At 71.1% G+C, this 24980-nt stretch carries 30 protein-coding genes; 15 read left to right on the plus strand and 15 right to left on the minus strand.

Annotated features, from left to right (window positions below):
* Nucleotides 1–14 precede the first annotated feature (14 nt).
* On the minus strand, nucleotides 15–236 hold the full coding sequence (locus ACQPZF_RS41530; RefSeq protein ID WP_433266688.1) for a hypothetical protein: 222 nt from the start codon (nucleotides 234–236) through the stop codon (nucleotides 15–17).
* A 106-nt stretch (nucleotides 237–342) separates the two neighbouring features.
* On the opposite strand from ACQPZF_RS41530, the gene ACQPZF_RS41535 reads away from it, so the two are divergent.
* The 3 genes from ACQPZF_RS41535 to ACQPZF_RS41545 are packed head-to-tail and all read left to right on the plus strand — an operon-like array spanning nucleotide 343 to nucleotide 1564.
* Nucleotides 343–1206 carry a helix-turn-helix domain-containing protein gene (locus ACQPZF_RS41535; RefSeq protein WP_433266690.1) on the plus strand — a complete coding sequence of 288 codons (864 nt, stop codon included), beginning with the start codon at nucleotides 343–345 and terminating at the stop codon, nucleotides 1204–1206.
* Between the two features lie 2 nt (nucleotides 1207–1208).
* Nucleotides 1209–1388 carry a DUF397 domain-containing protein gene (locus ACQPZF_RS41540; RefSeq protein WP_433266692.1) on the plus strand — a complete coding sequence of 60 codons (180 nt, stop codon included), beginning with the start codon at nucleotides 1209–1211 and terminating at the stop codon, nucleotides 1386–1388.
* Nucleotides 1385–1564: a DUF397 domain-containing protein gene (locus ACQPZF_RS41545; protein WP_433266694.1), complete on the plus strand. Its 180-nt coding sequence runs from the start codon at nucleotides 1385–1387 to the stop codon at nucleotides 1562–1564. The genes ACQPZF_RS41540 and ACQPZF_RS41545 overlap by 4 nt, the downstream gene beginning before the upstream one ends.
* Nucleotides 1565–1731: 167 nt before the next feature.
* On the opposite strand, the gene ACQPZF_RS41550 is transcribed toward ACQPZF_RS41545, so the two are convergent.
* The 5 genes from ACQPZF_RS41550 to ACQPZF_RS41570 form a co-directional block, all read right to left on the minus strand.
* A complete protein-coding gene (locus tag ACQPZF_RS41550) occupies nucleotides 1732–1995 on the minus strand; it encodes a hypothetical protein (RefSeq protein ID WP_433266696.1) in 264 nt (87 codons plus the stop codon).
* Nucleotides 1996–2050: 55 nt separating this feature from the next.
* The gene (locus ACQPZF_RS41555) at nucleotides 2051–2740 is read right to left on the minus strand and encodes a hypothetical protein (RefSeq protein ID WP_433266697.1); all 690 of its coding nucleotides are present in this window, start codon (nucleotides 2738–2740) and stop codon (nucleotides 2051–2053) included.
* Nucleotides 2741–2857: 117 nt separating this feature from the next.
* The gene (locus ACQPZF_RS41560) at nucleotides 2858–4675 is read right to left on the minus strand and encodes a dynamin family protein (RefSeq protein WP_433266699.1); all 1818 of its coding nucleotides are present in this window, start codon (nucleotides 4673–4675) and stop codon (nucleotides 2858–2860) included.
* Nucleotides 4672–5061, minus strand: a complete 390-nt coding sequence (gene grpE / locus ACQPZF_RS41565) for a nucleotide exchange factor GrpE (protein ID WP_433274960.1) — start codon at nucleotides 5059–5061, stop codon at nucleotides 4672–4674. The genes ACQPZF_RS41560 and grpE overlap by 4 nt, the downstream gene beginning before the upstream one ends.
* Nucleotides 5034–6551 carry a dynamin family protein gene (locus ACQPZF_RS41570; RefSeq protein ID WP_433266701.1) on the minus strand — a complete coding sequence of 506 codons (1518 nt, stop codon included), beginning with the start codon at nucleotides 6549–6551 and terminating at the stop codon, nucleotides 5034–5036. The genes grpE and ACQPZF_RS41570 overlap by 28 nt, the downstream gene beginning before the upstream one ends.
* Before the next feature lie 86 nt (nucleotides 6552–6637).
* On the opposite strand from ACQPZF_RS41570, the gene ACQPZF_RS41575 reads away from it, so the two are divergent.
* The 3 genes from ACQPZF_RS41575 to ACQPZF_RS41585 all read left to right on the plus strand — a co-directional run bounded on the left by ACQPZF_RS41575 (nucleotide 6638) and on the right by ACQPZF_RS41585 (nucleotide 9030).
* On the plus strand, nucleotides 6638–7096 hold the full coding sequence (locus tag ACQPZF_RS41575; protein WP_433266703.1) for a hypothetical protein: 459 nt from the start codon (nucleotides 6638–6640) through the stop codon (nucleotides 7094–7096).
* Between the two features lie 82 nt (nucleotides 7097–7178).
* Complete coding sequence (locus ACQPZF_RS41580; RefSeq protein WP_433266705.1) at nucleotides 7179–8363, plus strand: sensor histidine kinase; 1185 nt, start codon at nucleotides 7179–7181, stop codon at nucleotides 8361–8363.
* A 10-nt stretch (nucleotides 8364–8373) separates the two neighbouring features.
* A complete protein-coding gene (locus ACQPZF_RS41585) occupies nucleotides 8374–9030 on the plus strand; it encodes a response regulator (RefSeq protein ID WP_433266707.1) in 657 nt (218 codons plus the stop codon).
* Nucleotides 9031–9121: 91 nt separating this feature from the next.
* Here ACQPZF_RS41585 and ACQPZF_RS41590 read toward each other — a convergent pair whose 3' ends face one another.
* The 3 genes from ACQPZF_RS41590 to ACQPZF_RS41600 all read right to left on the minus strand — a co-directional run bounded on the left by ACQPZF_RS41590 (nucleotide 9122) and on the right by ACQPZF_RS41600 (nucleotide 12104).
* Complete coding sequence (locus ACQPZF_RS41590; protein ID WP_433266709.1) at nucleotides 9122–10144, minus strand: beta-propeller fold lactonase family protein; 1023 nt, start codon at nucleotides 10142–10144, stop codon at nucleotides 9122–9124.
* Nucleotides 10145–10625: 481 nt separating this feature from the next.
* Nucleotides 10626–11534, minus strand: a complete 909-nt coding sequence (locus tag ACQPZF_RS41595) for an SDR family oxidoreductase (RefSeq protein ID WP_433266711.1) — start codon at nucleotides 11532–11534, stop codon at nucleotides 10626–10628.
* Complete coding sequence (locus tag ACQPZF_RS41600; protein WP_433266713.1) at nucleotides 11535–12104, minus strand: TetR/AcrR family transcriptional regulator; 570 nt, start codon at nucleotides 12102–12104, stop codon at nucleotides 11535–11537.
* Between the two features lie 49 nt (nucleotides 12105–12153).
* Here ACQPZF_RS41600 and ACQPZF_RS41605 point away from each other — a divergent pair, with 49 nt between their 5' ends.
* Complete coding sequence (locus tag ACQPZF_RS41605; RefSeq protein ID WP_433266715.1) at nucleotides 12154–12948, plus strand: HAD family hydrolase; 795 nt, start codon at nucleotides 12154–12156, stop codon at nucleotides 12946–12948.
* On the opposite strand, the gene ACQPZF_RS41610 is transcribed toward ACQPZF_RS41605, so the two are convergent.
* The 4 genes from ACQPZF_RS41610 to ACQPZF_RS41625 are packed head-to-tail and all read right to left on the minus strand — an operon-like array spanning nucleotide 12945 to nucleotide 14387.
* The gene (locus tag ACQPZF_RS41610; protein ID WP_433266716.1) at nucleotides 12945–13208 is read right to left on the minus strand and encodes a hypothetical protein; all 264 of its coding nucleotides are present in this window, start codon (nucleotides 13206–13208) and stop codon (nucleotides 12945–12947) included. The two genes, ACQPZF_RS41605 and ACQPZF_RS41610, sit on opposite strands and share 4 nt — an antisense overlap.
* Complete coding sequence (locus ACQPZF_RS41615; protein WP_433266718.1) at nucleotides 13205–13720, minus strand: RNA polymerase sigma factor; 516 nt, start codon at nucleotides 13718–13720, stop codon at nucleotides 13205–13207. The genes ACQPZF_RS41610 and ACQPZF_RS41615 overlap by 4 nt, the downstream gene beginning before the upstream one ends.
* On the minus strand, nucleotides 13717–13905 hold the full coding sequence (locus tag ACQPZF_RS41620; RefSeq protein ID WP_433266720.1) for a hypothetical protein: 189 nt from the start codon (nucleotides 13903–13905) through the stop codon (nucleotides 13717–13719). The genes ACQPZF_RS41615 and ACQPZF_RS41620 overlap by 4 nt, the downstream gene beginning before the upstream one ends.
* A gap of 47 nt (nucleotides 13906–13952) precedes the next feature.
* A complete protein-coding gene (locus tag ACQPZF_RS41625) occupies nucleotides 13953–14387 on the minus strand; it encodes a PPOX class F420-dependent oxidoreductase (protein ID WP_433266722.1) in 435 nt (144 codons plus the stop codon).
* Between the two features lie 212 nt (nucleotides 14388–14599).
* Between ACQPZF_RS41625 and ACQPZF_RS41630 the strand changes: the two genes are divergently transcribed.
* The 3 genes from ACQPZF_RS41630 to ACQPZF_RS41640 all read left to right on the plus strand — a co-directional run bounded on the left by ACQPZF_RS41630 (nucleotide 14600) and on the right by ACQPZF_RS41640 (nucleotide 17325).
* Nucleotides 14600–15514 (plus strand): ABC transporter ATP-binding protein, encoded by a 915-nt coding sequence (locus ACQPZF_RS41630; protein WP_433266724.1) that lies wholly within the window; start codon nucleotides 14600–14602, stop codon nucleotides 15512–15514.
* A gap of 1 nt (nucleotide 15515) precedes the next feature.
* Nucleotides 15516–16277 (plus strand): hypothetical protein, encoded by a 762-nt coding sequence (locus ACQPZF_RS41635; protein ID WP_433266726.1) that lies wholly within the window; start codon nucleotides 15516–15518, stop codon nucleotides 16275–16277.
* 139 nt (nucleotides 16278–16416) lie between these two features.
* On the plus strand, nucleotides 16417–17325 hold the full coding sequence (locus ACQPZF_RS41640) for an ABC transporter ATP-binding protein (RefSeq protein WP_433266727.1): 909 nt from the start codon (nucleotides 16417–16419) through the stop codon (nucleotides 17323–17325).
* Nucleotides 17326–17365: 40 nt separating this feature from the next.
* Here the strand turns inward: ACQPZF_RS41640 and ACQPZF_RS41645 are convergent, their stop codons facing one another.
* The gene (locus ACQPZF_RS41645; protein ID WP_433266729.1) at nucleotides 17366–18592 is read right to left on the minus strand and encodes a S8 family serine peptidase; all 1227 of its coding nucleotides are present in this window, start codon (nucleotides 18590–18592) and stop codon (nucleotides 17366–17368) included.
* 234 nt (nucleotides 18593–18826) lie between these two features.
* On the opposite strand from ACQPZF_RS41645, the gene ACQPZF_RS41650 reads away from it, so the two are divergent.
* The 5 genes from ACQPZF_RS41650 to ACQPZF_RS41670 all read left to right on the plus strand — a co-directional run bounded on the left by ACQPZF_RS41650 (nucleotide 18827) and on the right by ACQPZF_RS41670 (nucleotide 24209).
* Nucleotides 18827–19408, plus strand: a complete 582-nt coding sequence (locus tag ACQPZF_RS41650) for a hypothetical protein (protein WP_433266730.1) — start codon at nucleotides 18827–18829, stop codon at nucleotides 19406–19408.
* Nucleotides 19409–19434: 26 nt separating this feature from the next.
* A complete protein-coding gene (gene trmB / locus ACQPZF_RS41655) occupies nucleotides 19435–20142 on the plus strand; it encodes a tRNA (guanosine(46)-N7)-methyltransferase TrmB (protein ID WP_433274962.1) in 708 nt (235 codons plus the stop codon).
* A 145-nt stretch (nucleotides 20143–20287) separates the two neighbouring features.
* Nucleotides 20288–21403, plus strand: a complete 1116-nt coding sequence (locus ACQPZF_RS41660) for a nitric oxide synthase oxygenase (RefSeq protein ID WP_433266732.1) — start codon at nucleotides 20288–20290, stop codon at nucleotides 21401–21403.
* Between the two features lie 271 nt (nucleotides 21404–21674).
* Nucleotides 21675–22838: a sensor histidine kinase gene (locus tag ACQPZF_RS41665; RefSeq protein ID WP_433266734.1), complete on the plus strand. Its 1164-nt coding sequence runs from the start codon at nucleotides 21675–21677 to the stop codon at nucleotides 22836–22838.
* Between the two features lie 69 nt (nucleotides 22839–22907).
* On the plus strand, nucleotides 22908–24209 hold the full coding sequence (locus ACQPZF_RS41670) for an amidohydrolase family protein (RefSeq protein WP_433266736.1): 1302 nt from the start codon (nucleotides 22908–22910) through the stop codon (nucleotides 24207–24209).
* 37 nt (nucleotides 24210–24246) lie between these two features.
* Here ACQPZF_RS41670 and ACQPZF_RS41675 read toward each other — a convergent pair whose 3' ends face one another.
* Nucleotides 24247–24924, minus strand: a complete 678-nt coding sequence (locus ACQPZF_RS41675; protein WP_433266738.1) for an SDR family oxidoreductase — start codon at nucleotides 24922–24924, stop codon at nucleotides 24247–24249.
* Nucleotides 24925–24980 lie beyond the last annotated feature (56 nt).

Genomic DNA, 24980 nt, shown 5'->3' on the forward strand with positions numbered 1-24980 from the left:
ACAGGGCGGTGGGTTCAGGCGAGGGCGGCGTCCGCTTCGGCTCGGGCGATCGCGTCGTCGAGGGAGGTGCGGAAGTCGGCGATCAGCTCCGTGTCGAGCCCGAACGCGAACCGCTCTTCCGGGCCGAAGATCTCGATCACGCCGCGGGAGACTTCGATCGAGCAGACGGCCGGGTTGCCGCGTTCGGTGGCGCAGCGGAGCAGCCACTCACGGCGCTCGGACACCTCGTTGGACATCACGGACTCCTTACCTGGTTGTATGTGGTCGAACACGTGGAGTTATGTCTCAAAGTTTAGAGTGCAGTAAGACTTTGAGCCATAACCCGATGGAGTGGAGCGATCTATGGGCACTGCCAGGCCGACTATCGAGCGTCTCCAACTCGGTCTGGCCCTCACCCGGCTCCGGTCCCGGGCGAACAAGTCACAAGGCGAGGCAGCCGAGGCGATCGGTCGGTCCGGCGGGCGGCTCAGCCAGGTGGAGAACGGCAAGGGCGGCCTGGGACCGGACGAGCTGCTCAAGTTGCTCGATTTCTACGGTGTGCGCGGTCCGGAGCGGGAGACCATCCTGGCCTTGGGCGCGGCGGCTCGGAGACGCGCTCCTCGACGGGCTTACGTCGACAACCTGCCCGAGCCGTTCCAGCGGTTGAGCGAACTCCAGGCCGCCGCGCGCGAGATCAACTGGTACGAGTGCGGGGTGGTGCCCGGCCTGGTCCAGTCGCCCGATTACGTCCGGGCGATCATGGCTCTGTCGAACTCGATCTACTGGGACGACTCGGAGGAGGAGACCAGCGAGCGCATCGCCTATCGGCAGGAGCACCAGCGTCGGGTGCTGGAAGCCAGTGACCCCAAGGACATCAGCGTGGTGTTCACCGAAGACACCTTGGACCACGTCATCGGTGGGCCGTCGGTGATGCGCGGGCAGGTGTTGCACCTGCTCCAACTGGCCGAACGTCATCGGAGCTTGAGCATCCGGATCGTGCCCAACGCAGCCGTCGACAATCCGGCACTCGGCGGAGGGCTGGTGGTGCTGGACTTCCCACAAGCCACTCCGGTGACCTTTGCGCCGGTTCTGTACGGCCCCGCAACCTTCTACGATCATGCGGAAGACATCGAGCCGATGCAGCGACTCTTCAAGCGACTGGAAGAGTTGGCGTTGAGCCGCGAGGACACTCGCGCGCTGCTGGTCGACCGGATCAGGGAGGGCTAGCGATGAACCGCGACACCGGGTGGCTCAAGAGCACCCGCAGTTCCGGTGGCAGCAACGCTTGCGTTGAGGTGCGGTTCACCGACGCCACCGTGGGAGTGCGGGACTCCAAGAACCCGGACGGACCTCGGTTCTCCTTCACTGCTCGTGCTTGGGCGACCTTCGTGGGTCGGGTGGGCTCGTGAAGCGCGACACCGGATGGTTCAAGAGCAGCCGCAGTGCAGCGAGTAGTGACGCCTGTGTCGAGGTGCGGTTCTTCCCCGACACCGTGGGGGTACGGGACTCCAAGAACGCCGACGGGCCGCGCTGTTCGTTCGCCGGGCGTGCTTGGCGGGCGTTTGTCGCGGCCGTGCGTGGGTAGCCCACACGCGTCCGATCCGACCTGTATCGAACGCCTGTTCGAGTTTTCCACAGGTGTGGACAGCCCTGTGGATCGCGCTGAACGCCGTCAGGAGCACGGTGTAGCCCTCAGGCATGCGTGGAAGCCCAGGTCTTCTCGGAGGCATCGCAGCGTGGGACGGATGGTCATCAGGGTTCGCGGACCCCGCCGAGTTCGTCCAGACGCTCGCGGGACAAGCCGGTCAAGGCGGCGACCTGACTGGCTTCAGTGCCGTCGAGCACCTGCATCGTGCGGCGCAACGCGGCATTGATCTCTTCGCGGCGTGCGCCGAGGTACTCGCGGACAGCGGCAGCGAGCAGGTCCTTCTGGGACATGTGGAGCGCCGTGGCCGCATGAGCGATCAGGTTGTGCGTCTCCTGATCCACCTTGACCGGCGAAGACTGGGCAGCCACGTGCACCTCCGGCACCCAACGGTACCGGGCTACCCGAGGTCGACAAACGAGTCGGTCAGTTCGGGCTGATCCACTGGCCGGTCACCGAGTCGATGCGCACCACGCCCGACACCGTCACCTTCTCGCCCGACGACCACGCCTCATCGCTGTCCAAGCCGTTCTTCGGATCAGGCACGTACTTGCCGTTCTCGTCGATCCGACCGTGCTCGACCTCGGTCCACTCGTCATCACCGGTGTGCTTGGACATCGTCACCTCACCATCCGAGGTGATCTCGGTGGCGATGTCCGCCTTCCCGTCACCATCGGCATCGGTGAACAGCCAGGTGTCACCCTGCTCGTCCTTCACGACCGCCGTGTCGGCCCGACCGTCGCCGTCGGTGTCCTCGGTCGCCGGGCCGACGTTCTGGTCCGCCCCGCCCTCGACGTCGACCACGATCGACTGCCCGGCGTTGGTGTTGGCCTGCTGCGAGTCCGACGGGTCCACCGCGATCCACTCGCCGGACGCCTCGTCGAACCGCGCCTGGCCGACCAGTTCGCCGTCCTTGTCGAACGTGGTCATCAGGTCCGCGTCGCCGTCGCCGTCCGTGTCGCTGAACGCCAGGTGGCCACCGTCGTCGGTCTCGACCACGGCGCTCTCGTCCACACCGTCGTCGTTCAGGTCGTAGGTCGCCTCGGCGGTGTACTCCTCGTCCTCGACGGTGACCTTCAGCTCGCCGTCGGTCGCGCCTGTCTCGTCGATGTACACCGGATCCCACCCTCCTGCGCTGGTACCGCTAGGACTCACGTTATGCCGATTCGGTTCCGCTACGGAACCCACGTCACCCTTTGTCAGGACTCGACTACACTTGACCGGTCAAGGCCGTCAGACCCGGTCGCGCAGTGCCCTGATCCTGCCCAGCAGCTCGTCCACCTTGGCACGTCCCGCTTTCAGCTCGGCCAGCCGGCGGGTCACCGCGCCCAGCGCCTTCGAGCGCTCGCCCGCCTCCATCCGCAGCGCCTTGTCGACCTCGCGCAGCTCCGACTCGATGGCGTCGACGCGCTTGCCCAGCGCGTCGTCCAACGCCAGCGAGAGCTGCTGTTCCGCCTCGATGAGCTGCTCGGCCACCAGTTGGTCCACTGTGGACCGCGCATCGGCGATCGCGTCCGACAGCCACTGCTTGAGGTGTTGCTTGTCCGCCGAGTGCTTCCGCGTCCGGGCCATCCACCAGCCCGCGCCGAGACCCAGCACGATCGTCACGGGCAGCACGATGGGGTTCAGCGCGGCGACGCCCAGGCCCGCCAACGGCATCGCCGCCAGGCGTCCGGCGCCCAGGCCGCCCGAGACGCCCATGAACACCAACAGCTTGTCCTCGGCCGTCGGCGCTCGCTTGTCCGGTGGGCGCAGCACGATCGGCGGGGTGGCGCCGCGGGCGAACTGGCCTCGGATGACCGCCAGCTCCTCGGCCGAGAACAGGTCCGCCAGCGCCGCGTCGGCGACCCGGGACAGCCGGCCGGCCAACCCGCCGCTGATCCGGCCGGACACCATCTGCAGCGCCGCGTCCACCTGGTGCGGCAGCGCCGCCAACTGCTCGCGGGACGCCGTGTCGATCGCCGAGCGGAACCACGTCTGCACGTCCCGCATCTGCCGGCTGACCTCGTGGCTGCCCTCGACCCTGGCCCGCTGCACCTCGCCGCGCAGCCGCACCTGCCAGCTCCTGGTGGACGACCGGCGCTGGGCGTTCAGCTCGTCGCGCCGCTCGCGCAGCGTCTCGGCCTCCTCCTCGCCGGACGACAGCGCCCGCTGGTCCGTCTCGCCGCGCGCGATCAGCTCGTCCAGCACGGTCGCCAGGGCGCGCAGCGTGTTCGCCTCGCCGAGCATCGCCGCCCGGCCGACGACCAGTTCCTGCAACGCCCCTTGCAGGTCGCCGATGCCGGACCGCTCGCGGATCATGGCGGCGGCGTCCGGGTTCGGGGCTTTCGCGGCCAGCTCGAACATGCGGGACGACACCGGGTGGAACGTCGCGCCGGCGAACCTCGGCGCGTGTTCGGCCAGCAGGGCCTGGTCGGCTTCGAGCACCGTGCGCCAGCCCCGGTACTGGTCGACCTTGGTCAGGGCGAACACCACCGTCTCGACGCGTTCTCCCACGGTGGCCAGGAAGTCCAGCTCGCCGCGGGTGAACGGCGCGGACGCGTCGACCACGAACAGCAGGGCCGTCGCGGACGCCGCCGCCTCGGCCGCGAGTTCGCCGTGCACCGACTCCAGGCCACCGACCCCGGGTGTGTCCACAATGGACAACCGCTCCAGCAGGGGAATCGGCGCGTCGACTTCCACGTACCTGGGCGGCAGCATGCCCTCGGGCAGCTCGTGCGCCGCCGACACCCAGTTGACCAGCTCCGAGCGGTCGAACGGCACGGGGGACATCGAGCCCGCGTAGCAGGCGCGGGCCGACCAGTCCGCGCCGTGCCGGAACACCAGGTAGGTCGCGGTGGCGACCTCGGCGTCCACGGGCGACAGGCCCGGCGTCGCCAGCAGGGCGTTGACCAGCGAGCTCTTGCCGCGGTTGGTCTCGCCCACGACGACCACCGACGCCGGGCCGCCGCGCCGCGTCTCGACGAACGACGCCGCCTGCGGGTCGATGCCCCGGACGAGCGTGATCAGCCGTTCCCGGGTCTGCCGGACGGTCTGCGGGAGGGTGCTCATCGCGTCGTGTACACGGTCACGATCGGCGCGCGCAGCGTCCGGCCGCGGTCCACGAAGCCGACCACCTCGGTCTCCGCCACCACACCGTCCAGCGACGCGTCGTCCGTCGGCGCCGTGCCGCCCGCCTCGTGCACGGACGGGTCGAACCGCTCGCCGTCCGGCCGCCACGCGGTCACCCCGATGCCGGCCAGGCCCTCTTCGAGCCGTTCGACCACGCCGGAACTGCGGGCGCGGTCCAGCGCGTACAGGCAGAGCTGCACCAGGGCGCGCCGCTCCGCCAAAGCCTGGTCCAGCAGCTCGCCGGCGATGGTCTCCACGTCCGGCTCCGACGTGTTCGACGCGAATTCCGTTCCGTCTGTCATCGCCGCCCCCGGAGTTGTTGCCAGATCAGGAAGTACGCCCGGTGCACCACGTGCGCCACCCGGCTCTGCGCGGGCGTGGCGCCGAACGACGCGAAGGAGCGCCACCAGCCCGCACGTTCCAGCGCGTAGGCGACCAGCTCCTGCGGCGGCCGGCCGCGCAGGCCGAGCTGCTCGGCCACGTCGGGCGACGTGCCGAACCGGAGCACCTCCTCGGCCAGGTCCACGGGCATCGCCACCGCGCCGGACGCCACCAGCGTCAACGCCTCCAGCAGGCGTAGCTGGTGCGCCTCGGGCTTGGCCAGCAGCACCTCGATGGCGTCGTGGACGCGCTGCCGCTCGTTCGGGTCACCGGAGGCGGCGGCCAGCGCGGTGACGGACGCGAGCGCCGCGGCGGCCTTGATGCCGTCCGCGCGGGACCGGAAGACGGCGTTCAGCTTGCCGCGCACGCCGTCCAGGCCGGACGCGTCGAGCAGCTTGCGCCGCAACGCGCCCGCCGTGATCGCCGGCTCGGCGTCCACCGCGGCGAGCGCGCGGCGGATCCCGTACAGGTCGAGCTTCTCCAGCAGCCGGGTGCGGACGCCCACCGGGACGTCGCAGTCCCAGCCGACGAACAGGTCCGCCGAGATCAGCATCGTCTCGCGGGTCGCCTCGTCCAGCTCGGCGAGCCTGCGCAGGGCGTCGGCGTCGGCCGAGGTGAAGCCGCCGGTCTCGACGGACTCGGCGACCAGGCCGATCACCGGCAGCACGTCCGCGACCCGCGGCTTGAGCGTGTGCGCCTGCCGCTCGGCGAGCAGGACCGCCGCCTGCCACGTGTCGCCGTCGGCACCCTCGACGGTCTCGGCGGCGATCGTGTCGGCCTTGTTCAGGACCGCGATCGCGTTCACCGGACCGGCTTCGCGGCTCGCGGTGGCGGCGGTGAACGCGGCCAGCGCCTGCTGGTCGTCGCCGCGCACGCCCTGCGTCACGACGTAGAGGACGGCCTCCGCGCCCGCGACCGCGTTGCGGGACACCGGGTCCAGCTCGCCGCCGAGCAGCGCTTCGGTGCGGGCGACCGACGCCGCGTCCAGCGAGCCCAGGCCGGGCGTGTCGATCACCGTCAGGTCCCGCAGCACGGCGTTGGTCAGGTAGGCCTCGACGTGCGAGACCTCCTCGATGTCGACGCCGAGGTCGGCCGGGATGCTGCCGCCCGCGTCGAACGGCAGCACCTGCTTGCGGCCGTCGGTGAACACGACCTCGATCCGGTCCACCGTGCCGTACTGGAACCGCGTCACCAGGCGCGTGCACTCGCCGACGTCCGTCGGGGCCACGCGCCGGCCGATCAAAGCGTTGACGAGGGTCGACTTGCCCGACTTGATCCGGCCCGCGACGGCCACCTGGAGCGGGGCGGAGAGCCGGCGCAGGACTTCGCCGAGGCCGGCCGCCGTGGTCGGCGACACCTGCTGCCGCAGCCCGGCGCACAGGTTCGCCACGGCGGCCGAGAGCGGGCCGGCGAGCTGCTGGGCCTGGGCTGTCACGACGGAGATCGTGCCACGCCAGGGTGTGCGGCGGTTTGCGAACGGCCGCGGAGGGGTATTCCGCGGGCCGAGAGGGAGGTCACGTCATGGAACAGGGTTATGCCGTTTTCCTGCTGCTCGGCGTGGTGCTGGTGCTGATCGACGGCCAGCTCATCTACCGGAGCGGACGGGCCTACATGAACCGGGCGTATGGCGACCCGGAGGCGGCCAGGTCCATGACCGCGCTCGCCACCGTGCTGTTCCACCTCGTGGTGCTCGGCCTGCTGGCGATCGTGTCGATCGTCTCCGTCGACACCGGTGACGCGGTCAAGAACGTGGTCGTCAAGCTCGGCATCGTGCTCCTGCTGCTGGCCCTGGTGCACGCGCTGACCATGATGATCCTCGGCCGCATCCGGGACCGCCAGCTCCAGCAGCAGCTCGCCGACGAGATGACCGAGGACCACCGGCAGTTCGAGCGGGAGCACGGCGTCCCTTCGCAGTCGCCGCGCATCGAGCCCGTGCAGCCGTCCGAGACGACCCCGCCGCAGATCAAGACGACGCGCTGAGCCGCCATCCGTCCGGAGGACTAGACCGAGGTCAGACCGTGGCGCGACGCGCGCCGGACGGACCGCTGCCTAACCTGGTCACGTGCGGCGGCTGAGCCTGTGGATGCGAGCGCACCCGGCGTTCGGGGATTCCCTGATCGCCGGGTTCCTCGCCCTGTTCGACCTGGTCGCGACGGCCGCCGCGACCGAGGTGGTGTCCGCGTCCACGATCTTCTTCGTCGGCCTGCTGCTCGTCGTGCCGGTGGTGTTCCGGCGCAAGTACCCGATGGGCAGCAGCTACACGATCCTCGCCGGCGGCATCATCCAGCTCCTCACGCACGGCGACCTGGACAGCGGCTACCCGATCCGGCCGGCGGACTTCGCGCTCGCCGTGGCGCTGTACACGATGGTGGCGTTCGTCGGGCGGCGGCGGGCCCTGCTGTACGCGATCTGGCTGGCGATCGGGACGTTCGCGTGGGCGGTGTGGCGGGTCGGGCCGTCCGTCGACGCGGTCTTCTCGGTGTTCGTCATCGCCGTGGTCTTCGGGTTTAGCTGGGCGCTGGGCGAGTTCGTCGGCGCGCGGCGGGCGTACCACTCGGAGCTGGAGCAGCGGCTGAAGCTGCTGGAGACCGAGCGGGACCAGCAGGCGCGGATCGCGGTGGGCGAGGAGCGGTCGCGGATCGCGCGGGAGCTGCACGACGTGGTCGCGCACGCCGTGTCCGTGATGGTCGTGCAGGCCGACGGGGCCGGGTACGCGATCAAGTCGAGCCCCGAGCTGGCCGAGGCCGCCATGCGGACCATCGCCGACACCGGGCGGCAGGCGCTGACCGAGCTGCGCCGGCTGCTGGGCGTGCTGCGGTCGGAGGACCAGTCGGGGACGCAGTGGGCCCCGCAGCCGGGGGCGGCCGACCTGGCGGACCTCGCGGAGAACCTGCGGGCGGCCGGGCTGCCGGTGCGCCTGGAGACCGCCGGCGACCTCGGTGCGCTGCCCGCCGGGCTGGGGCTGGGGATCTACCGGATCGTGCAGGAGGCGCTGACGAACACGTTGAAGCACGCCGGATCGGGCGCCTCGGCCGTGGTGCGGGTCGCCCAGGGGGAGGACCGGGTCGAGCTGGAGGTGTCCGACGACGGGTTCGGGACGCCGCACGACCTGGTGGCGGTGTCGGGTGGCAACGGGTTGATCGGGATGCGTGAGCGGGCGGGCGTGCTGGGCGGCAAGCTGGAGGCCGGGCCGAACCCCGGCGGCGGCTGGCGGGTCCGCGCCGTCCTCCCGCTGGTGCCGTCATAGGGTGGGAAACGTGATCCGAGTACTGCTGGTGGACGATCAGGAGCTCATGCGGATGGGCTTCCGGATGGTGCTCGGCGCCCAGGAGGACGTCGACGTGGTGGGCGAGGCCGGGGACGGTCTCGACGCCGTGCACATGGCGGCCTCGCTGCGGCCGGACGTGGTGCTGATGGACGTCCGGATGCCCGTGCTGGACGGGGTGGAGGCGACCAAGCGGATCGCCGCGGCCGGGACGGCGAAGGTGCTCGTCATGACCACCTTCGACATGGACGAGTACGCGTTGTCGGCGTTGCGCAACGGTGCTTCGGGTTTCCTGCTGAAGGACACGCCGCCGGGTGACCTGGTGTCCGCGCTGCGGGCGGTGGCGTCCGGGGACGCCGTGGTGTCGCCCTCGGTGACCAAGCGGCTGTTGAGCCGGTTCCTCGGGGAGAGCGGCGGCGAGCTGCGGGACGCCGCCGTGCTGGACGCGTTGACCGAGCGCGAGCGCGAGGTGCTGGTGCTGATCGCCAAGGGGCTGTCGAACACCGAGATCGCGCGGAAGCTGTTCCTGTCCGAGGCGACGGTGAAGACGCACGTGGGCCGCATCCTGGCGAAGCTGGAGCTGCGGGACCGGGTGCAGGCCGTGGTGCTGGCCTACGAGACCGGTCTGGTCCGGCCCGGCGACGTGTGACCGGGCCGGTTGCCGCGGCTCCCGGGCTCAGGACGGTTCGGTTGCCGCGGCTCCCGGGCTCAGGGCCGGCCGGTTGCCGCGGCTCCCGGGCTCAGGACGTGACGACGAGGCCTTCCGGCTGTGAGCCGACGGGCACGGTCCCGACCAGCTTCGCCGTCACCGCGTCCAGGATCGACATCGAGTCGGCCCCGTTGTTGGTGACGTAGACGAAGCTGTCGTCGGGGCTGGCGGCGGAACCCTCCGGGCGCTTCGGCACCTGGACGGCGGGCCCGGTCGGATCGCCGGAGGGGTCGAGGACCGAGACGGTGTCGTCGCGCGCGTTGGCCACGTACACCCGGCCGCCCGGCGTGACCGACACCCCGATCGGCGCCCGGCCGACCGGGACGGTCGCGATCGGCTTGTTGCGGCGGGCGTCGATCACGGTCACCGAGTTCGACCCGGTGTTGGCCACGTAGACCCGCTTGCCGTCCGGGCTGACGGCGATGCCGGCCGGGAAGCGGCCGACGGGGATGGTGGCGACCGGCTTCTGACCGGCGGCGTCGATGACCGTCACGGACTGCGAGCCGTTGTTGGTGACGTAGACGCGGCTGCCGTCCGGGTTCGTCGCCGGCGTGTGCGGGAACCGGCCGACCTGGATGTCGCGGACGGGTTTGTTCGTGGCGACGTCGATGACGGTGACCGAGTTCGAGCTGAAGTTCGTCACGTACGCGTGCCTCGGGGTCGCCGTGACGCCGAACGGGTGCCGCCCGACCGGCACGGTGGCCACCACGGCGAGGGGCCGGGGGTCGATCACCGAGACGGTGTCGGCCTGCTCGTTCGTGACGTACACCCGGTCACCGCCCGGCGCGGCGCCCACACCCACCGGCGTGGCGCCCACCGGAATAGTGCCGACCACCTCACCCATTCGCGTGTCGAAAACGGTCACCGAGTTGGAGCCGCTGTTCGCGACGAACACCTGAACGCGTGGCGGGTAAGGCGCCGCCGAGGCGGGCATCGACGTGAGGAGAATCGCGACCACTATCGCGATAACACCTGGACGAGCGACACCGACCCGTTCGTAGGTGCCACGGGACAATCGACTGCGAAATCTCGACCTGCCGGCGAACTCCATCATCGACTTCCCTCGATTCTCAGCGCGAGTTTCCATTACCCGCCTCGATCCCCCGGCGCGGCTGACGCGGGTGACGATTGCATGAAAAAACCCTCTGACCTGCCCGGTTGCGACTGCCCCGGTGGCGACGTGCCTTTCCGCGATCACGCCTCCACCGTTCGGCTTCCCACCCTAAGGACCGGTCAATCAATGTCGCCGAGCGAGGAAGGGGTCCATACCACGTCGGTGCGGGGAATTCGCGCGAAAGTGTTTCAGGGCCGAGTTCCGTCACGTCGCCGGCGCAGCAGCGACTACCCCTGCCAGGCGCGTTCCATGCGTGCGGGACTCGGCGGACTCAAGAATCAGGCGGAAGTGCGCGGCGGTACACCGTTGTACTGAAGGGGCTGACCGAGCGTGAGCGAAGACAATGCGGGAGAAATATGCGCTGTGGTGGTGTTCCGGCCCTGCGGAACACCACCACACCCAGCGGGACGACCGGCGGCCGTCAGCGGTACTTCGACGCGTCCACCGTCGACGGGTCCAGCCCCGGCCGCACGACCTCCTCGTACCAGCGGCCCCAGTCCGGCCGGGAACCGTCCACGTCGGTGAAGCCGTACTCCCGCATGAGGGTCCACGACGCCAGCGCCCGGCCGGTGAACCGCTCGCGCTCCGGGTCGGCGGCGAGCGCGGCCACCGCGCGGCCCACGTACCGGGGCGTCTCGGACATCGCGTAGTGCGGCGACTGCGCGATCGCGTCCCGCCAGTTCTCCTCGGTCACGCCGAAGTGGTCCAGCATCTGCTCCGACCGGAGGAACCCCGGCGTCACGGCGACCGAGGTCGTGCCGAACTTCCCGAGGTCCTGCGCCAGCACCGTGCCGAACCGCCGGATCGCGACCTTCACCGAGTCGTAGGCCAGCATCCCCGAGTACGGCGTTTCGTCGTCGCCGTCGGTCACCTCCACCAGCAGCCCGCCCGGCCGCCGGATCAGCACCGGGATCAACCGGTGCAGCGTGACCAGGTGGGCCTGGACGCTGTTGCGCCACATGGCGAGCTGCCGCTCCAGGTCCTGCTCCCAGAACGGCTTGAAGTCGGTGTCCGCCTCACCGCCCCACACGTCGTCCACCAGCACGTCGAGCTGTCCGTCCACTTCGGACTCGACGCGCGCCCGGAACGCGTCGACGTCCGCGGGCACGGTGAAGTCGCACCGCACCGGGATGCCCCGGCCGCCGGCGGCGGTGACCAGCTCGGCGGTCTCCTCGATCGTCTCGTCCCGGCCGATCGGCGACTTCCGCTCCCGCGTCGAACGACCCCCGACGAACACCGTCGCGCCCGCCGCGCCCAACTCCACCGCGATGGCGCGCCCCGCGCCCCGCGTCGCCCCCGTGACCGCGGCCACCTTGCCCCGCAACGACACTCAGTTCTCCTTCCACGCGTCCAACACCGCGTCCAAGTCCTGCGCCAGCCGGTCGGCCAGCACCCCGCGCGGCCGGACCGACCAGTCCAACGCCACCCCGTGGAGCAGCGCCATGAGCACCCGCGCCGCCCGTTCCGGTGACGGGGCCCGCGGCAGCTCCACCCGCCGGGTGAGCGCGAGCACCGTGCGCCCGGTCCGCTCGTAGAGGTCGCCGAGCAGCACGCGCAGCTCCGGGTCGATCAGGTCGACCCCGAGCTGGGCGAGGTGGTTGCCCGCCGCCACCGGGTCGGTCATGCCCTCGAACCACGCCAGCAACGCCGCCCGCAGGCCGGCCAACGGCTCGACGCCCTCGGCCGCCGCGTGCATCCGGCGTTCGACGTCGACCGTGGTCTGCCTGGTCAGCGCCTGGAGCAGACCGCTCTTCGAGCCGAACCGCTGCGCCACGGTGCCCACCGACACGCCCGCCTCGGCGGCCACGTCGGCGATGGTGAAACCCGGCCCCTTGCGGCCGATCACCACGCCGGCGGCGGTCAGCAGGCGCTCGTCGGCGATGGTCTTCGGTCTGGCCACGCAGTTATTGAACCACGATTCATTAATGTCGTCCATTAGGTTGACACCAGTGAGTTGGAGACCACGCCTCATCGCCCTGGACATCGACGGCACCATCACCCGCGTCGGGGAGGAGGAGGTGGCGCCCGCCGTGCGCGCGGCCATCCACCGCGCGGTCGACCACGGCGCGCACGTGGTGCTCTCCACCGGCCGCAGCCTCATCGGCACCCGGCCGATCGTCGACGACCTGGAGCTGCGCGGCACCACCGCGATCTGCTCCAACGGCGCGGTGTGGTGGGACACGACGACCCGCGAGGTGATCCGCAAGCTCGGCTTCGACGCCGGGCCCACCGTCGCGGCGCTGCGCGACCTGTTCCCCGGCGCGGTGTTCGCCACCGAGGTGACCGGCGTGGGCAACCTGTCGCTCGGCCGGTTCCCCGAGGGCGACCTGTGGGGCGAGGTGCGCGAGGTGTCCGCCGAGGAGCTGGCCGCCGACCCCACGTCCCGGCTGGTCATGCGGTGGCCGGCCCGGACGCCCGACGAGGTGGCGCTGCGGATGCTGGACGTCGAGCTGCCCGGCGTCACGTGGTGGGTGGACAACACCGAGCCGTGGCTGACCGTCTCACCCGCCGGTGTGACCAAGGGTTCGGCGCTGGAGGACCTGCGGCGGCTGCTCGGGGTGTCGGAAGAGGACACCCTGGCGATCGGCGACGGGCACAACGACGTCGAGATGCTCCGGTGGGCGGCGCACGGCGTCGCCATGGGCCAGGCCCCCGCGACCGTGCGGGAGGTCGCGGACGCCGTGACCGGAACCGTGCTGGAGGACGGGGCAGCCCACGAACTCGACCGCTGGTTCGCCGCCTAGCCGCCGGCCCGGCTCCTTCCCGCCGGGCCGGCGGCGCTAGCCGCAGAGGCGCGGCGGCGCGGCGGCGCGGTCGAGGTCGTATCGGGCTGCCTCACGGCCCGCCGGTGCCCGCACGACCCGTCCCCGGCGGTGAGACCCGCCGGCCGCGCGGGCACCTCGCGCTTGACCTTGAGCAGCGCTTCCTCGACATCGATCGTGGCCGCGACAGCGGCGGTCAACGCCTCGTCGGCACGAATCAGTCGGTCGACATCTTCGGTCACCGGGCACTCCTCCTCTCGGCCACCGCCGCCAAGTCGGCCAACTGCGGGTGGGTCTTCAGCCGTTTCCGCGCATTGTGCAGGTGGGAACGCGCCGTCGCCGGGGCGATCCCGATGTGGGCGGCGATCTCCACCGAAGTGAAGCCATCCATGGACAAAACCATCACCACCCGTTCCTGTGGGCTCAACTGCTCCAGGATCCCGGCCAGCCACAGCACGTCCTCGACCACGTCCGCCCGCTCGTCGGGCGCCACCCGCGACCGGCGGGCGAGCACCTCGCGGGCCGACCGTTCGACATCGCGTCGGGCGAACCGGAGGACGTGGCGACGGGCAACGAGCCGAACCCACGCTCGGGGCTGCTCGACCGAGGCCCAGTTCGCATACAGCGAGGCCATGGCCTCGCCGGCGGCGTCCTCCGCGTCCTGGGACCGGTAGCCGAGCTTGACCAGGAAGGCGATGAGCCGCGCGAAGTCCGCCCGGAAGAACTCGTCGAACCCGTCGTGCCCGGCTGTCACGTCCGCCTCCGCAACACGACGAGTCCCAACGCCACCGACAGCCCGGCGGCCACCAGCGTGACCGCGATCGACCCGGTGGCTCCGTACAGCCCGCCCACGCCGGCGACGACGGCGTTCACCACGACCACCGCCGCGCCGGCGTCCGAAGCGGGCGACCAGCGCTCCGGCGACTTCTCCTGCTCCATGCCGGTAAGTGCGCCGAGCGGAACGGAACGTGCAGTCCCGCGCGGCCTTATTCCGCGACGCCCACCTTGGCGACGATCCGGGCCTCCCGGATGCGGACCACGACCTCGCCCTCGACCCCGTTGCGCTCCGCGTACTCGTCGGCCCGCTCCGCGCCCATGTACCGACCGCCGATGCGGCCGGTCCAGTAGCGGACCTGCTCGGGATCGTCCACGATCTCCGCACGGCCGGAGATCGTGACGAAGGCGAACGGGGGCTGCTCGTCGTCCAGGCAGATCGAGATGCGGCCGTCGCGCGCGATCGACCTGCCCTTGATCGACTCCAGGTGGGTGGTGAAGACGATGGTGCTCCCGTCGAGGTCCACCCAGACGGGCGAGACGTGCGGGGAGCCGTCCTTGCGGACGACGGCGAGCTTGCCGGTTCGTGCCGGGGTGGCCGAGACGAACTCGCGCCACCAGCCCTCGGGGGCTTCGGTGTAACCCATGACGCCACCGTAGAACGACCCGTTCCCTGAGAGTCACGCGGTAACGTCCCAGGGTACGACTCAGGGTAATCACGGATTACTACAACCGAGGTAGCGAACACGATAAGACTGAAGTCGCACCGACGAGTCAACTACAGACCGATGTGGTCGACCCCTGGCACCAGGCAGAGTTCAGGCCGAAATCGGGGGATGTGCCGTCCAGGGGAGAAACCATGATCGAGGCGATCGGCCTCACCAAGCGCTACGGGAACACAGTGGCGGTGGACAACCTGTCGTTCACCATCGCGCCGGGTCGGGTCACCGGCTTCCTCGGTCCCAACGGCGCGGGCAAGTCCACCACCATGCGGATGATCCTCGGCCTCGACCGGCCGACGTCCGGGAAGGTGCTCGTCGACGGCAAGCCGTACGCGCAGCTCGACCGTCCCCTGCGGACCGTCGGCGCGCTGCTGGACGCCAAGTGGGTGCACCCGAACCGGTCCGCGAAGGCCCACCTCCAGTGGCTGGCCAAGTCCAACGGGCTGCCCGGCAGCCGCGTGGACGACGTGCTCGACCTGGTCGGCCTGACCAAGGTCGCGAAGCGCCGCGCCGGCGGCTTCTCGCTGGGCATGTCGCAGCGCCTGGGCATCGCGGGCGCGCTGCTCGGCGACCCGAAGGTGCTGCTGTTCGACGAGCCGGTGAACGGCCTGGACCCGGAGGGCATCCTCTGGATCCGCCAGTTCATGCAGGGCCTGGCCGCCGAGGGCCGCACGGTGCTGGTGTCCAGCCACCTGCTGTCCGAGATGGCGGTCACCGCCACCGACCTGGTGGTCATCGGCCGGGGCAAGCTGATCTCGCAGTCCTCCACCACCGAGTTCGTGGAGCGGTCCACCGAGAACACCGTGCGGGTGCGCAGCCCGCACGCGGACAAGCTCGGCGCGCTGCTCGTGGACAAGGGCTTCACGGTCCGCGAGGACGCCGACTCGTCGTTGAGCGTGTCGGGCGCCTCCAGTGACCAGATCGGTGACATCGCGGCGTCGAGCGGCGTGGTGCTGCACGAGCTGAGCCCCCAGCGCGGTTCGCTGGAAGAGGCCTTCATGCAGCTCACCGGTGATTCTGTCGAGTACCACGCGGCCGAGACGGGAAAGTGACATGACTCTGCTCGCTGTTGAACGGATCAAGCTCTTCACCACGCGCTCGCCGTGGTGGTGCATGGTGCTCGCCCTCGGCCTGACCGTCGGCATCACCGCGATCATCGCGGCCAACTGGAACAACTCGCCGATGCCGGTGCTCGGCGCGGTGTTCACCCACACGTTCGGCCTCTACGTGATCATGGTGATGGCCGCCCTGGCGGTGACCACGGAGTACCGCTTCGGGACCATCAAGTCCACGTTCCAGGCGGTGCCCGACCGCATCTCGCCGATGGTGGCGAAGGCGGTCGTGGTGACCGTGCTGGCCGGCCTGGTCGGCCTGGCTGCGGCGTTCGGGTCGTGGGGCATCAGCATGCTGCTGGCGGACGACACCTCGGAACTCGCCCTGAACTCCGCCAACGACTGGCGGCACGTGGCCGGCGTCGGCCTGGTCTACGCGGCGGGCGCGGTGCTGGCGCTCGGCATCGGCGCGCTGGTCCGGCAGACCGCCGGCGCGGTGTCGATCATCCTGGTGTTCGCGCTGGTGCTGGAGAGCGTCGTCGGCTTCATCCCGAACATCGGCGACGACATCCAGAAGTGGATGCCGTTCACCGTGGTCAGCAAGTTCATCTTCGGCGACCCGGACCCGAGCGCCATGCCGAACGGCGCGGGCCCGCCCACCGTCGGCGACCTGTCGCCGTGGGGCTCGTTCGGCTACTTCGCGGGGATCGCCCTGGCGATCTACATCATCTCGCTGGTGGTCGTGAAGCGCCGCGACGCCTGAGGAAGTCCGCCCGGCAGGCCGGAATCGGGGCCGGCCCGCCGGGCGACAGGGGGAGGAGGGGAGCTCGGGTCACCTTTCGGGGGGTGGCCCGAGCTCTCGTCGTTTACGTTCGGACCTGGCGGATCAGACGGGAGAAGTCATGATCGAAGCGACCGGACTCACCAAGCACTACGGCCGGACGGTAGCCGTGGACGACCTGTCGTTCACGGTGGACGCGGGCCGGGTGACGGGCTTCCTGGGCCCCAACGGCGCGGGCAAGTCCACGACCATGCGCATGATCCTCGGCCTGGACCGCCCGACCGGCGGCAAGGTGCTCATCAACGGCAAGCACTACCACGAGCTGAACCGTCCACTGAGGACGGTCGGCGCCCTGCTGGACGCGAAGTGGGTCCACCCCAACCGCTCGGCGAGGGCCCACCTCCAGTGGCTGGCGAAGTCCAACAACCTCCCGGCCAAGCGCGTGGACGAGGTGCTGGAGCTGGTGGGCCTGACCCAGGTGGCCAAACGCCGGGCAGGCGGCTTCTCGCTGGGCATGTCGCAGCGCCTGGGCATCGCCGGCACCCTGCTGGGCGACCCGCAGGTCCTGCTGTTCGACGAGCCGGTGAACGGCCTGGACCCGGAGGGCATCCTCTGGATCCGCCAGTTCATGCACCGGCTGGCCGACCAGGGGCGGACGGTCTTCGTCTCCAGCCACCTGCTCTCCGAGATGGCGCAGACGGCACAGGACCTGATCGTCATCGGCAAGGGCAGGCTGATCGCCCAGACCAGCACCGCGCAGTTCATCAAGGACGCGACCGAGGACACCGTCAAGGTGCGGTCGCCCCAGCTTGCCCGACTGCGCGACCTGCTGACGGGCCAGACAGCCCACGTCACCGACTCGGCGGCCGACAACGCCCTGGTCGTGCACGGTGTGGAGGCCGCCCGCATCGGCGAGCTGGCCGCCGCACACGGCATCACCCTCCACGAACTGAGCCCGCAGCTCGGCTCCCTGGAGGAAGCCTTCATGCAGCTAACCAAGGAGTCCGTCGAATACCACTCCCACGAGTGACGCCCACGCCGAGACGCGCTTCGACAAGATCGACGCCGCGCTACGGGGCAGGCCGCCAGAAGTCGTCGGAAGGCGGCGGCAACTCGGCTACCCGAGGCCCCCGGACCACCACCGGCCGCCGACGCCGCCCCAACAGCAGCGCAGCCACCACGACGAACACCACCACCAACAACAACCCGCCGAACGCCACCGCGAACCGACCACCCGACCCGACCGGAGGCCCGGGAACCCCGGATTCCCCTTCCGCGGCCACCGGCGGCGCCGAAGAAGCCGAAGGAATCGGGGACGGCGGAGCCGAACTGCGCGGAGGCGGGGCCAGCGGATTCCGCTCCACCGACGGCACCGAATCCCCAACGGCCCCGACCGGGTTGACGAGCCCGAACCCGGTGGCGGAATCGCGTCCCCCGCCCACCAGATCAACCGCCGTGACGATCAACCGATTGACCACGTTCCCGGCGGACATCTCCGGATACCGAGCCCGCACCAGCGCCGCCGCCCCGGAAACCAACGCGGTGGCGGCGGAAGTCCCATCCACCGAGGCGAACCCGGTATCCGAAACCGACAACGGCATAGCGGTGACGATCGACTTGGCAGGCGCGGCCAACACGGTCTCCGGCCCGACATTGGAAGAAGCCCACGGAATTCCACCGGGCTCGGTCCCGGCCACCGCGATCACCCCGCGGATGTTCGCCGGCGCCCCCACGTGCTCGACCCCGTCGTTCCCGGTCCCGGCCACCACCACGATGTCGTGGTCGAACGCGTAGTTCACCGCCCGCAGCAGGTCAGGGGTCAGCGTGGCGGCCGAGGTCAGGGACAGGTTGATCACGTCCGCCCCGTTGTCCACCGCCCAGGTGATCCCGGCCGCCACCGCCGTGGTGGTGAACTTCTCCCCGTCCGAACCCACCGAAACGGGGAGGATCCGGACACCGGGAGCCACTCCCAGCGCCCCACCGTCCACCCCGCGCCCGGCGATCAGCGCCGCCATCGCGGTGCCGTGCCCGTCGTTGTCCTCGGTGCCGTCGGTGCCCTGGGCCGACCCGAACCCGGCGCCCGGCAGCAACGCACCCACCAGGTCGGGCACGGTGTCGTCCACCCCGGAATCCACCACGGCCACCACCACGCCGTCCCCGCGCACGACGTCGTGCACCGCCCGCACCCGCAACTCGTCCAAATGCCACTGCTGCTCCGTGATCGTCTGCGCCCACGCCGTCCCGGGGCCCACCCCGAATAGCGCGATCACCAGCACGACCAGCCCCGCCCGGACCATCCCTCGAAAACCCCCTGTGGTCGAGGTCACAAATATTCCAAGCCGTACACGTTTCGACCGCCGACTGTCTGGCAATCGGAGTAAGGGCCTTGTTAAGACCGGGTGAACTCCCGCACAGCACCATGACAAGTCCGGCTGAACCAGGTCAGATGGAAAGCAACGAATCGTGAGGCGGCGACCGGTCGCACACGAATTCGGATACCACCCGTCAAGGAACCCACCGGAGGTGAACCCGTGACGGTGCTTGATCCGGACCTGAACGCCGACTCGTCGGCCACCGGGTCGAAGGAGTTGCCACGACAACGCGACCACGCCCTTCGCGTCGAACCGATGATGGCGTTGGAATGGTCGCACGCTATCGAACCCAATGGCGCGGCCGGCATCGCCACCGCGCCCGCGCAGGCCCGCCGGGCCTGGATCCACCGGGCCGACGAGCGGCAGGTGCTCGCGCTGTACCGGGCGGTGGGCGCGGAGGCCCCGGCTCCCTGGTGGCTCAGAGCCCTCGACCGCGGCCGGCTGGCCTCCCGCGCGGCCGGCTTCGCCGTCGAGGACGAGGTGTCCGACCTGCTGGCCGACCGGCCGGGCTGGGTCTTCGTGCCGTGGGCGGCCGAGGGCGAGGTCGGCTACTGGGAGTTCGTGCCGTCGGAGAGCGGCGTGTACGGCCCCGCCGAGCCGACCACCGTGCAGTTCACCGACCGGCATACCGGCTGGGTGGACCTGCTCCCCGCGCACCGGGGCCCCGGTGCGCGTCAACCCATCGAGTTCACCCCGGCCCACCTGCGCGAGCAGATCGAGGACCTGGAGAACATCGCCTGACCGACCGCTTAGGCTGTGCGCCCGTGATGACGTCCAGCCAGCGCCCGCCGCACCACCGTTCCGTCGTGAGCTACGTGCAACGCGGTGAACGGATGACCGTCGGGCAGCAGCGGGCCTGGGACCGCCACTGGGAGCGCTTGGGCCGTGAGGTCAAGGCGCTCCCGGCCGGTCCCGTCGACTTCGCAAGCTGGTTCGGGCGGGACGCCCCGGTGCTGCTGGAGATCGGTTCCGGCATGGGCGAGACGACCGCGCAGTTGGTCGCGGCGGCCCCCGAGGTCAACTACGTGGCCGTGGAGGTCTACAAGCCGGGCCTGGCGCAACTCCTGATGCGCGCGGAAGCGCTCGGAGCCACCAACCTGCGCGTCCTGCGCGGCGACGCGGTGGACCTGCTGACCGACCACGTCGAGCCGGGCACCCTGGCCGGCGTGCGGATCTTCTTCCCCGACCCGTGGCCCAAGAAGAAGCACCACAAGCGCCGCCTCGTGCAGCCGGAGTTCGTGCGCCTGCTCGCGACCCGCCTCCGCCCCGGCGGCACGCTGCACCTGGCCACCGACTGGGAGCACTACGCGGAGCAGATGCTGGAGGTCTGCTCGGCCGAGCCGCTGCTGCGCAACCGGCACGAGACGTGGGCCCCGCGCCCCGACTGGCGGCCGGTGACGAAGTTCGAGCAGCGCGCGGTCGAAGAGGACCGGATCAGCCACGACCTGGTGTTCGACCGGATCGAACTCACCTGACCGTGTCATAAAGTCACCACGCCGACCAGCCGACGCGGCGACGCAGGGTCGATTCGTCACCTGATCGAGTGGGACGTGTTGATCACCCGGTGTGCCCCGTCCGGCAGTGACGCGTCACCGCGATCCGGAACTACGGTTGCCGCCCGTGACCGCCATCGACAACGAACCGATAACGCTCGGCGCGGCGGAGGGCTTCCTCCGCATGTTCCACATCGCGCACCCCGAGGCCGGCCCGGTCGGCCCCCGCCTGACGCAGGTCCGCGACGAGATCGCGGAGACCGGCACCTACCGGCACACCACCCACGAGCTGTCGTACGGCACGCGCGTCGCGCTGCGCGACAGCGGCTGGTGCACCAGCGGCGTGCCGTGGCGGCGGCTCAAGGTCCGCGACCTGCGCGGCTTCCGCAACGCCGCCGCCGTGGCCGCCGAGTGCGTGGAGCACCTGCGGCTGGCCACGAACGGCGGCGAGATCCGCCCCCTGGTCACGGTGTTCGCGCCGGACGCCCCGGCCGCGCCCGGTCCGGTCATCTGGAACGAGCAATTGGTCCGCTACGCGGGGCACGCCGACGGCACCGGGGACCGCCGCTACCGCGAGTTCACCGAAGCCGTGCTGGGCATGGGCTGGCGACCACCCGGGACGCCGACGCCGTTCGACGTCCTGCCGCTCGTCGTGGAGACCGCCCACGAGGGGCCGAAGCTGTTCGCCATCCCGCCCGACGTGGTGCACGAGGTGTGCCTGGAGCACCCCGACCTGCCCTGGTTCGGGGCGATGGACCTGCGCTGGCACGCCGTGCCGCTGATCACCAACCTGCGGCTGTCCATCGGCGGCGTCGACTACCCGGCCGCGCCGTTCAACACCTGGTTCGTCGGCTCCGAGATCGGCGCGCGCAGCCTCGCCGACGAGAACGCCTACGGCGCGGCGCGGCCGGTCGCCGAGGCACTCGGCCTCGACACGTCCGCCGAGCGCTCACTGTGGCGCGACCGCGCCGTGGTCGAGCTGAACCGGGCCGTGCTGCACTCGTTCGACCTCGCCGGGGTCACCGTCACCGACCACCACGCCGAGTCGCTGCACCGGCTGTCCTGGCTGCGGTCCCGGCAGAAGCACGCCGGGATCCGCCCCGCGTTCCGACTCGACCCGATGGCCGCCCGCCGGGCCCGCGCCGGCGGCCCGGCCCGCTTTTCCGGCGGCCCCGCGGAAACCACCCGGCCGCATTCCCGAGGACGTCTTGCCGAACTTCTCCGACGCCCCGCGGAGAGATGATCGAATCACCGTTGCGAATCGACCAGCACACCCGCCAACGCCATCAGGACCAGCACCAACAGCCCGAGCACCGCGCCCGCCCAAGTTGCCACCACACTCAGCATCACGTTCCTCCGTTCCCCGACTGCCACTCCAGAGTCACCCCCGAAAACGTCCTCCGGCATCGGCCAGCGGGGTATTTCCGGTAGCGTTCGGGTCAGTCCTCCGGATGACGGCCCGCGCGACCCCGGACGGACGCGGCATCAACCTGGAGGACATACGGTGACGTGTCGTGGAGAGCACTCACCTCGGCTGGCGCACCCTGGCGCGCCGCCAGTGGCCACTGGCCTGCGCCCTGCTCTTCTTCATCGGCACCGAAACACTCGCCGCCGACACGTGGTGGCAACTGCCCGGCACGCTGGTGGTCGGCGCGCTGGCGGTGCTCGCCCCGCGCCGCCCGCTCGACGCGGCGCTGGCGGTCGCGACGGCCCTGCTGGGCGGTTCCGCGCTGCTGCGCCTGGCGGACGAGCCGCCGACCGTGCCGCTGATCTCGGGGATGGCGATGTCCGAGTGCTCGGCCGTGATGGCGGTCGTCGCGGTCGTGGTGCGGCAGGAGTCGGTCAAGCGGGCGCTCATCGGGATCGTGGCGCTGGTCGCGGCGGCGTCCGTGACGCAGGCCGCCCGGCCGTCGTACTGGCACCGGCACTACACGGAAATCCCCTACGACGGGCCGGGGACCTCGGAGCAGTTGATCGGCGGGACGGTGCTGCTGGTGCTGTCCGTGGGCACCGGTCTGTACTTCCGGGCCCGTGACCGGGAACGCGCGACCCTGGTGCGGTCCGAGGTCGCGGCGGCGCAGCACGCCGAGCGGATGGCGCTGGCGCGGGAGCTGCACGACGTGGTGGCGCACTACGTGACCGGGATCGTCGTGCACGCGCAGGCGGGGCAGGCCGTGCCGGCGGCGGCGCAGGAGGTGCTGCCGATCATCGCGCGGAGCGGCAACGAGGCGCTGACCGCGATGCGGCGGCTGGTGGGCACGCTGCGCGGGTCGGAAACCGACGCGCCCGCCGCCACCAGCGACCTGGCGGACGACGTGCGGCAGGTGGTCGCGCAGTCCGGGCAGCCGGTGCGGCTGAGCCTGGACCTGCCGTCCGGGGTGCCGCCGTCGTTGGCGCGGTCGGTGCTGCGGCTGGTGCAGGAATCCCTGACCAACACCCGGAAGCACGCCGAGGGGGTGTCCCTGGTGGACGTCTCGGTGGCGGTCGTGGCCGATGTGGTGCACGTCGTGATCGCCGACGACGGGCGTGCGCCGAAGACCGCCCCGGTCGGCGGGTCGGGCGGGTTCGGGCTGGTCGGGATGCGGGAACGGGTCGAGCTGCTGGGCGGCCGGTTCACCGCCGGGCGGCGGGCGTCCGGCGGCTGGGAGGTCCGGGCGGAGCTGCCGATCGCGGAGTGAGGCAGGATCGGGCGCATGTCGCCGCGCCTGGCGCAACCGCCCGTCGCCGGGTGAGGCAGGATCGGGCGCATGTCGCTGCGCCTGCACGCTCCCGTGGTCCTGCCGTGCGATCCGTCCTGCGCCGTGCTGCGGGACGCGGTGGTCGACGTCGTCGACGGTCGGGTCGCCCACGTCGGCCCGTTCGCCGACGCGCCCGCGTTCGACGGGGAGGTCCGCGAGCTGACCGGAATCCTGTTGCCCGGCTTGGTGAACGCCCACGCGCACAGCCCGATGGTGGTGCTCCGCGGCCTGGGCGGCGACCTGCCGCTGCTGCGCTGGCTGCGCGAGGCGATGTGGCCGGCCGAGGCGCGGATGAAGCCGTCGGACATCGGCGCGGGCATGCTGCTCGGCACGGTGGAGATGCTGCGCAACGGCGTGACGACGAGCGCGGAGATGTACTTCCACGGCGCGGAGCTGACCGACGCCGTGCTGAAGGCCGGGTCGCGGGTGCTGTTCGGCGCGGCGATCATGGACCTGCCGGGGATGCCGTGGCGGCCGATGACGGACGAGATCACGCGGTGGATCGACGCCGACGGCCTGCGGTTCGGGCCGCACGAGCGGATCGAGCTGTCCTACGGTCCGCACTCCGCCTACCTGCTGACGCCGGACGCGTTGGCGCAGGTCGCGGGCGAGGCGCGGGACCGCGGGGCGCTGGTGCAGATCCACGTCGCCGAAGCGCCCGACGAGGACGGGGCGCAGCGGGCGTCGCACGGTTCGGTGCCGCGGCTGCTGGAGCAGGCCGGGGTGCTCGGTGGGCGGGTGCTGTCGGCGCACTCCGTGCACTTGTCGGCGGAGGACATCGCCATCTACGCCGAGCACCGGGTCGGGGTCGCGCACTGCCCCGGGTCGAACACCAAGCTGGCGTCCGGGATCGCGCCGCTGCGCGGGTACCTGGACGCCGGGGTGCCGGTCGGGCTGGGCACCGACGGGCCGGCGTCCAACGACGACCTGGACCTGTTCGAGGAGGCCCGGTTGGCGGCGTTGCTGGCGCGGGTGACGTCGATGGACGCGACGGCGATGCGGGCGGCGGACGCGCTTTTGCTGGCCACGCGCGGTGGTGCGGAGGCGTTGGGGCGGGACGACCTGGGCGCGCTGGAGGTCGGGCGCTGGGGCGACGTCGTGCACGTGGACGTCGACGACCCGGCTTTCGCCACCGGGTTGGACGCGCCGGACGAGCAGGTGCTGGCGAACCTCGTGTGGGCGTCCGGCACGCGTCGGGTCAAGGACGTGTGGGTGGCCGGGGAGCAGGTCGTGGCGGACGGCGAGACCACCCGCGTGGACCGGCGTGAGGCCCAGGCGGGGGTCGCGGCGGTGTCCCGGCGGTTGCGTTGACGGACACGCGGGTGAGTTGACGGACGCGCGGGTGCGTTTAGCGGGCGCGCGGGCGGACGACGATCTCGGTGACGTGGGCGTCCTCGTCGGCCTGGACGGCGGCGAGGACGGCCTTGGCGACCGAGTCGGCGGTGAGGTACTGGTCCGGCTGGTAGTCGCCGTTCTCCTGGGTGCGGACGCCGCGCTGCATGTCGGTGTCCACCCGGCCGGGGTGGATCGAGGTGACGCGGACCGGCTCCTCGGCGCGCAGGACGTCGGCGTAGGCGCGGAGGGCGAACTTGCTCGCGGCGTAGACGCCCCAGTCGGGGTTCGCGCGCAGCCCGGCGCCGGAGTTGATCAGGACCACGTGGCCGTCGGCCGCGCGGAGCAGGGGCAGCGTGAGGCGGGTCAGCTCGGCGACCGCGATCACGTTGATGTCCAGGGTGCGTCGCCAGGTGTCGGCGGTGGCTTCGGCCAGCGGACCGAGTTCGGCGATGCCCGCGCTGTGGACGAGGACGTCCAGGCGGTCGAGCTTCGCGGTGGCCTCTCGCAGGGCTTCGGCGTCGGTCAGCTCCACCGGCCAGGGCGTTGAGCCGGGGATCTTCGCGGCTTCCGTGAGGGCTTCGGTGTTCCGGCCGCCCAGCAGGAGGTCGTGGGTGGGTGCGAGCTTGCGGGCGATGGCCAGGCCGATGCCTCGGGACGCGCCGGTGATCAGTGCAACGGGTCGATCGGTCATGGGGTGGACCTTAGGGAGCACGACCGGTGCTCGCCGCTCCGGCACGGTCCGCCACG

The sequence above is a fragment of the Actinosynnema sp. CS-041913 genome, from assembly GCF_050942485.1.
Lineage (GTDB): Bacteria > Actinomycetota > Actinomycetes > Mycobacteriales > Pseudonocardiaceae > Actinosynnema.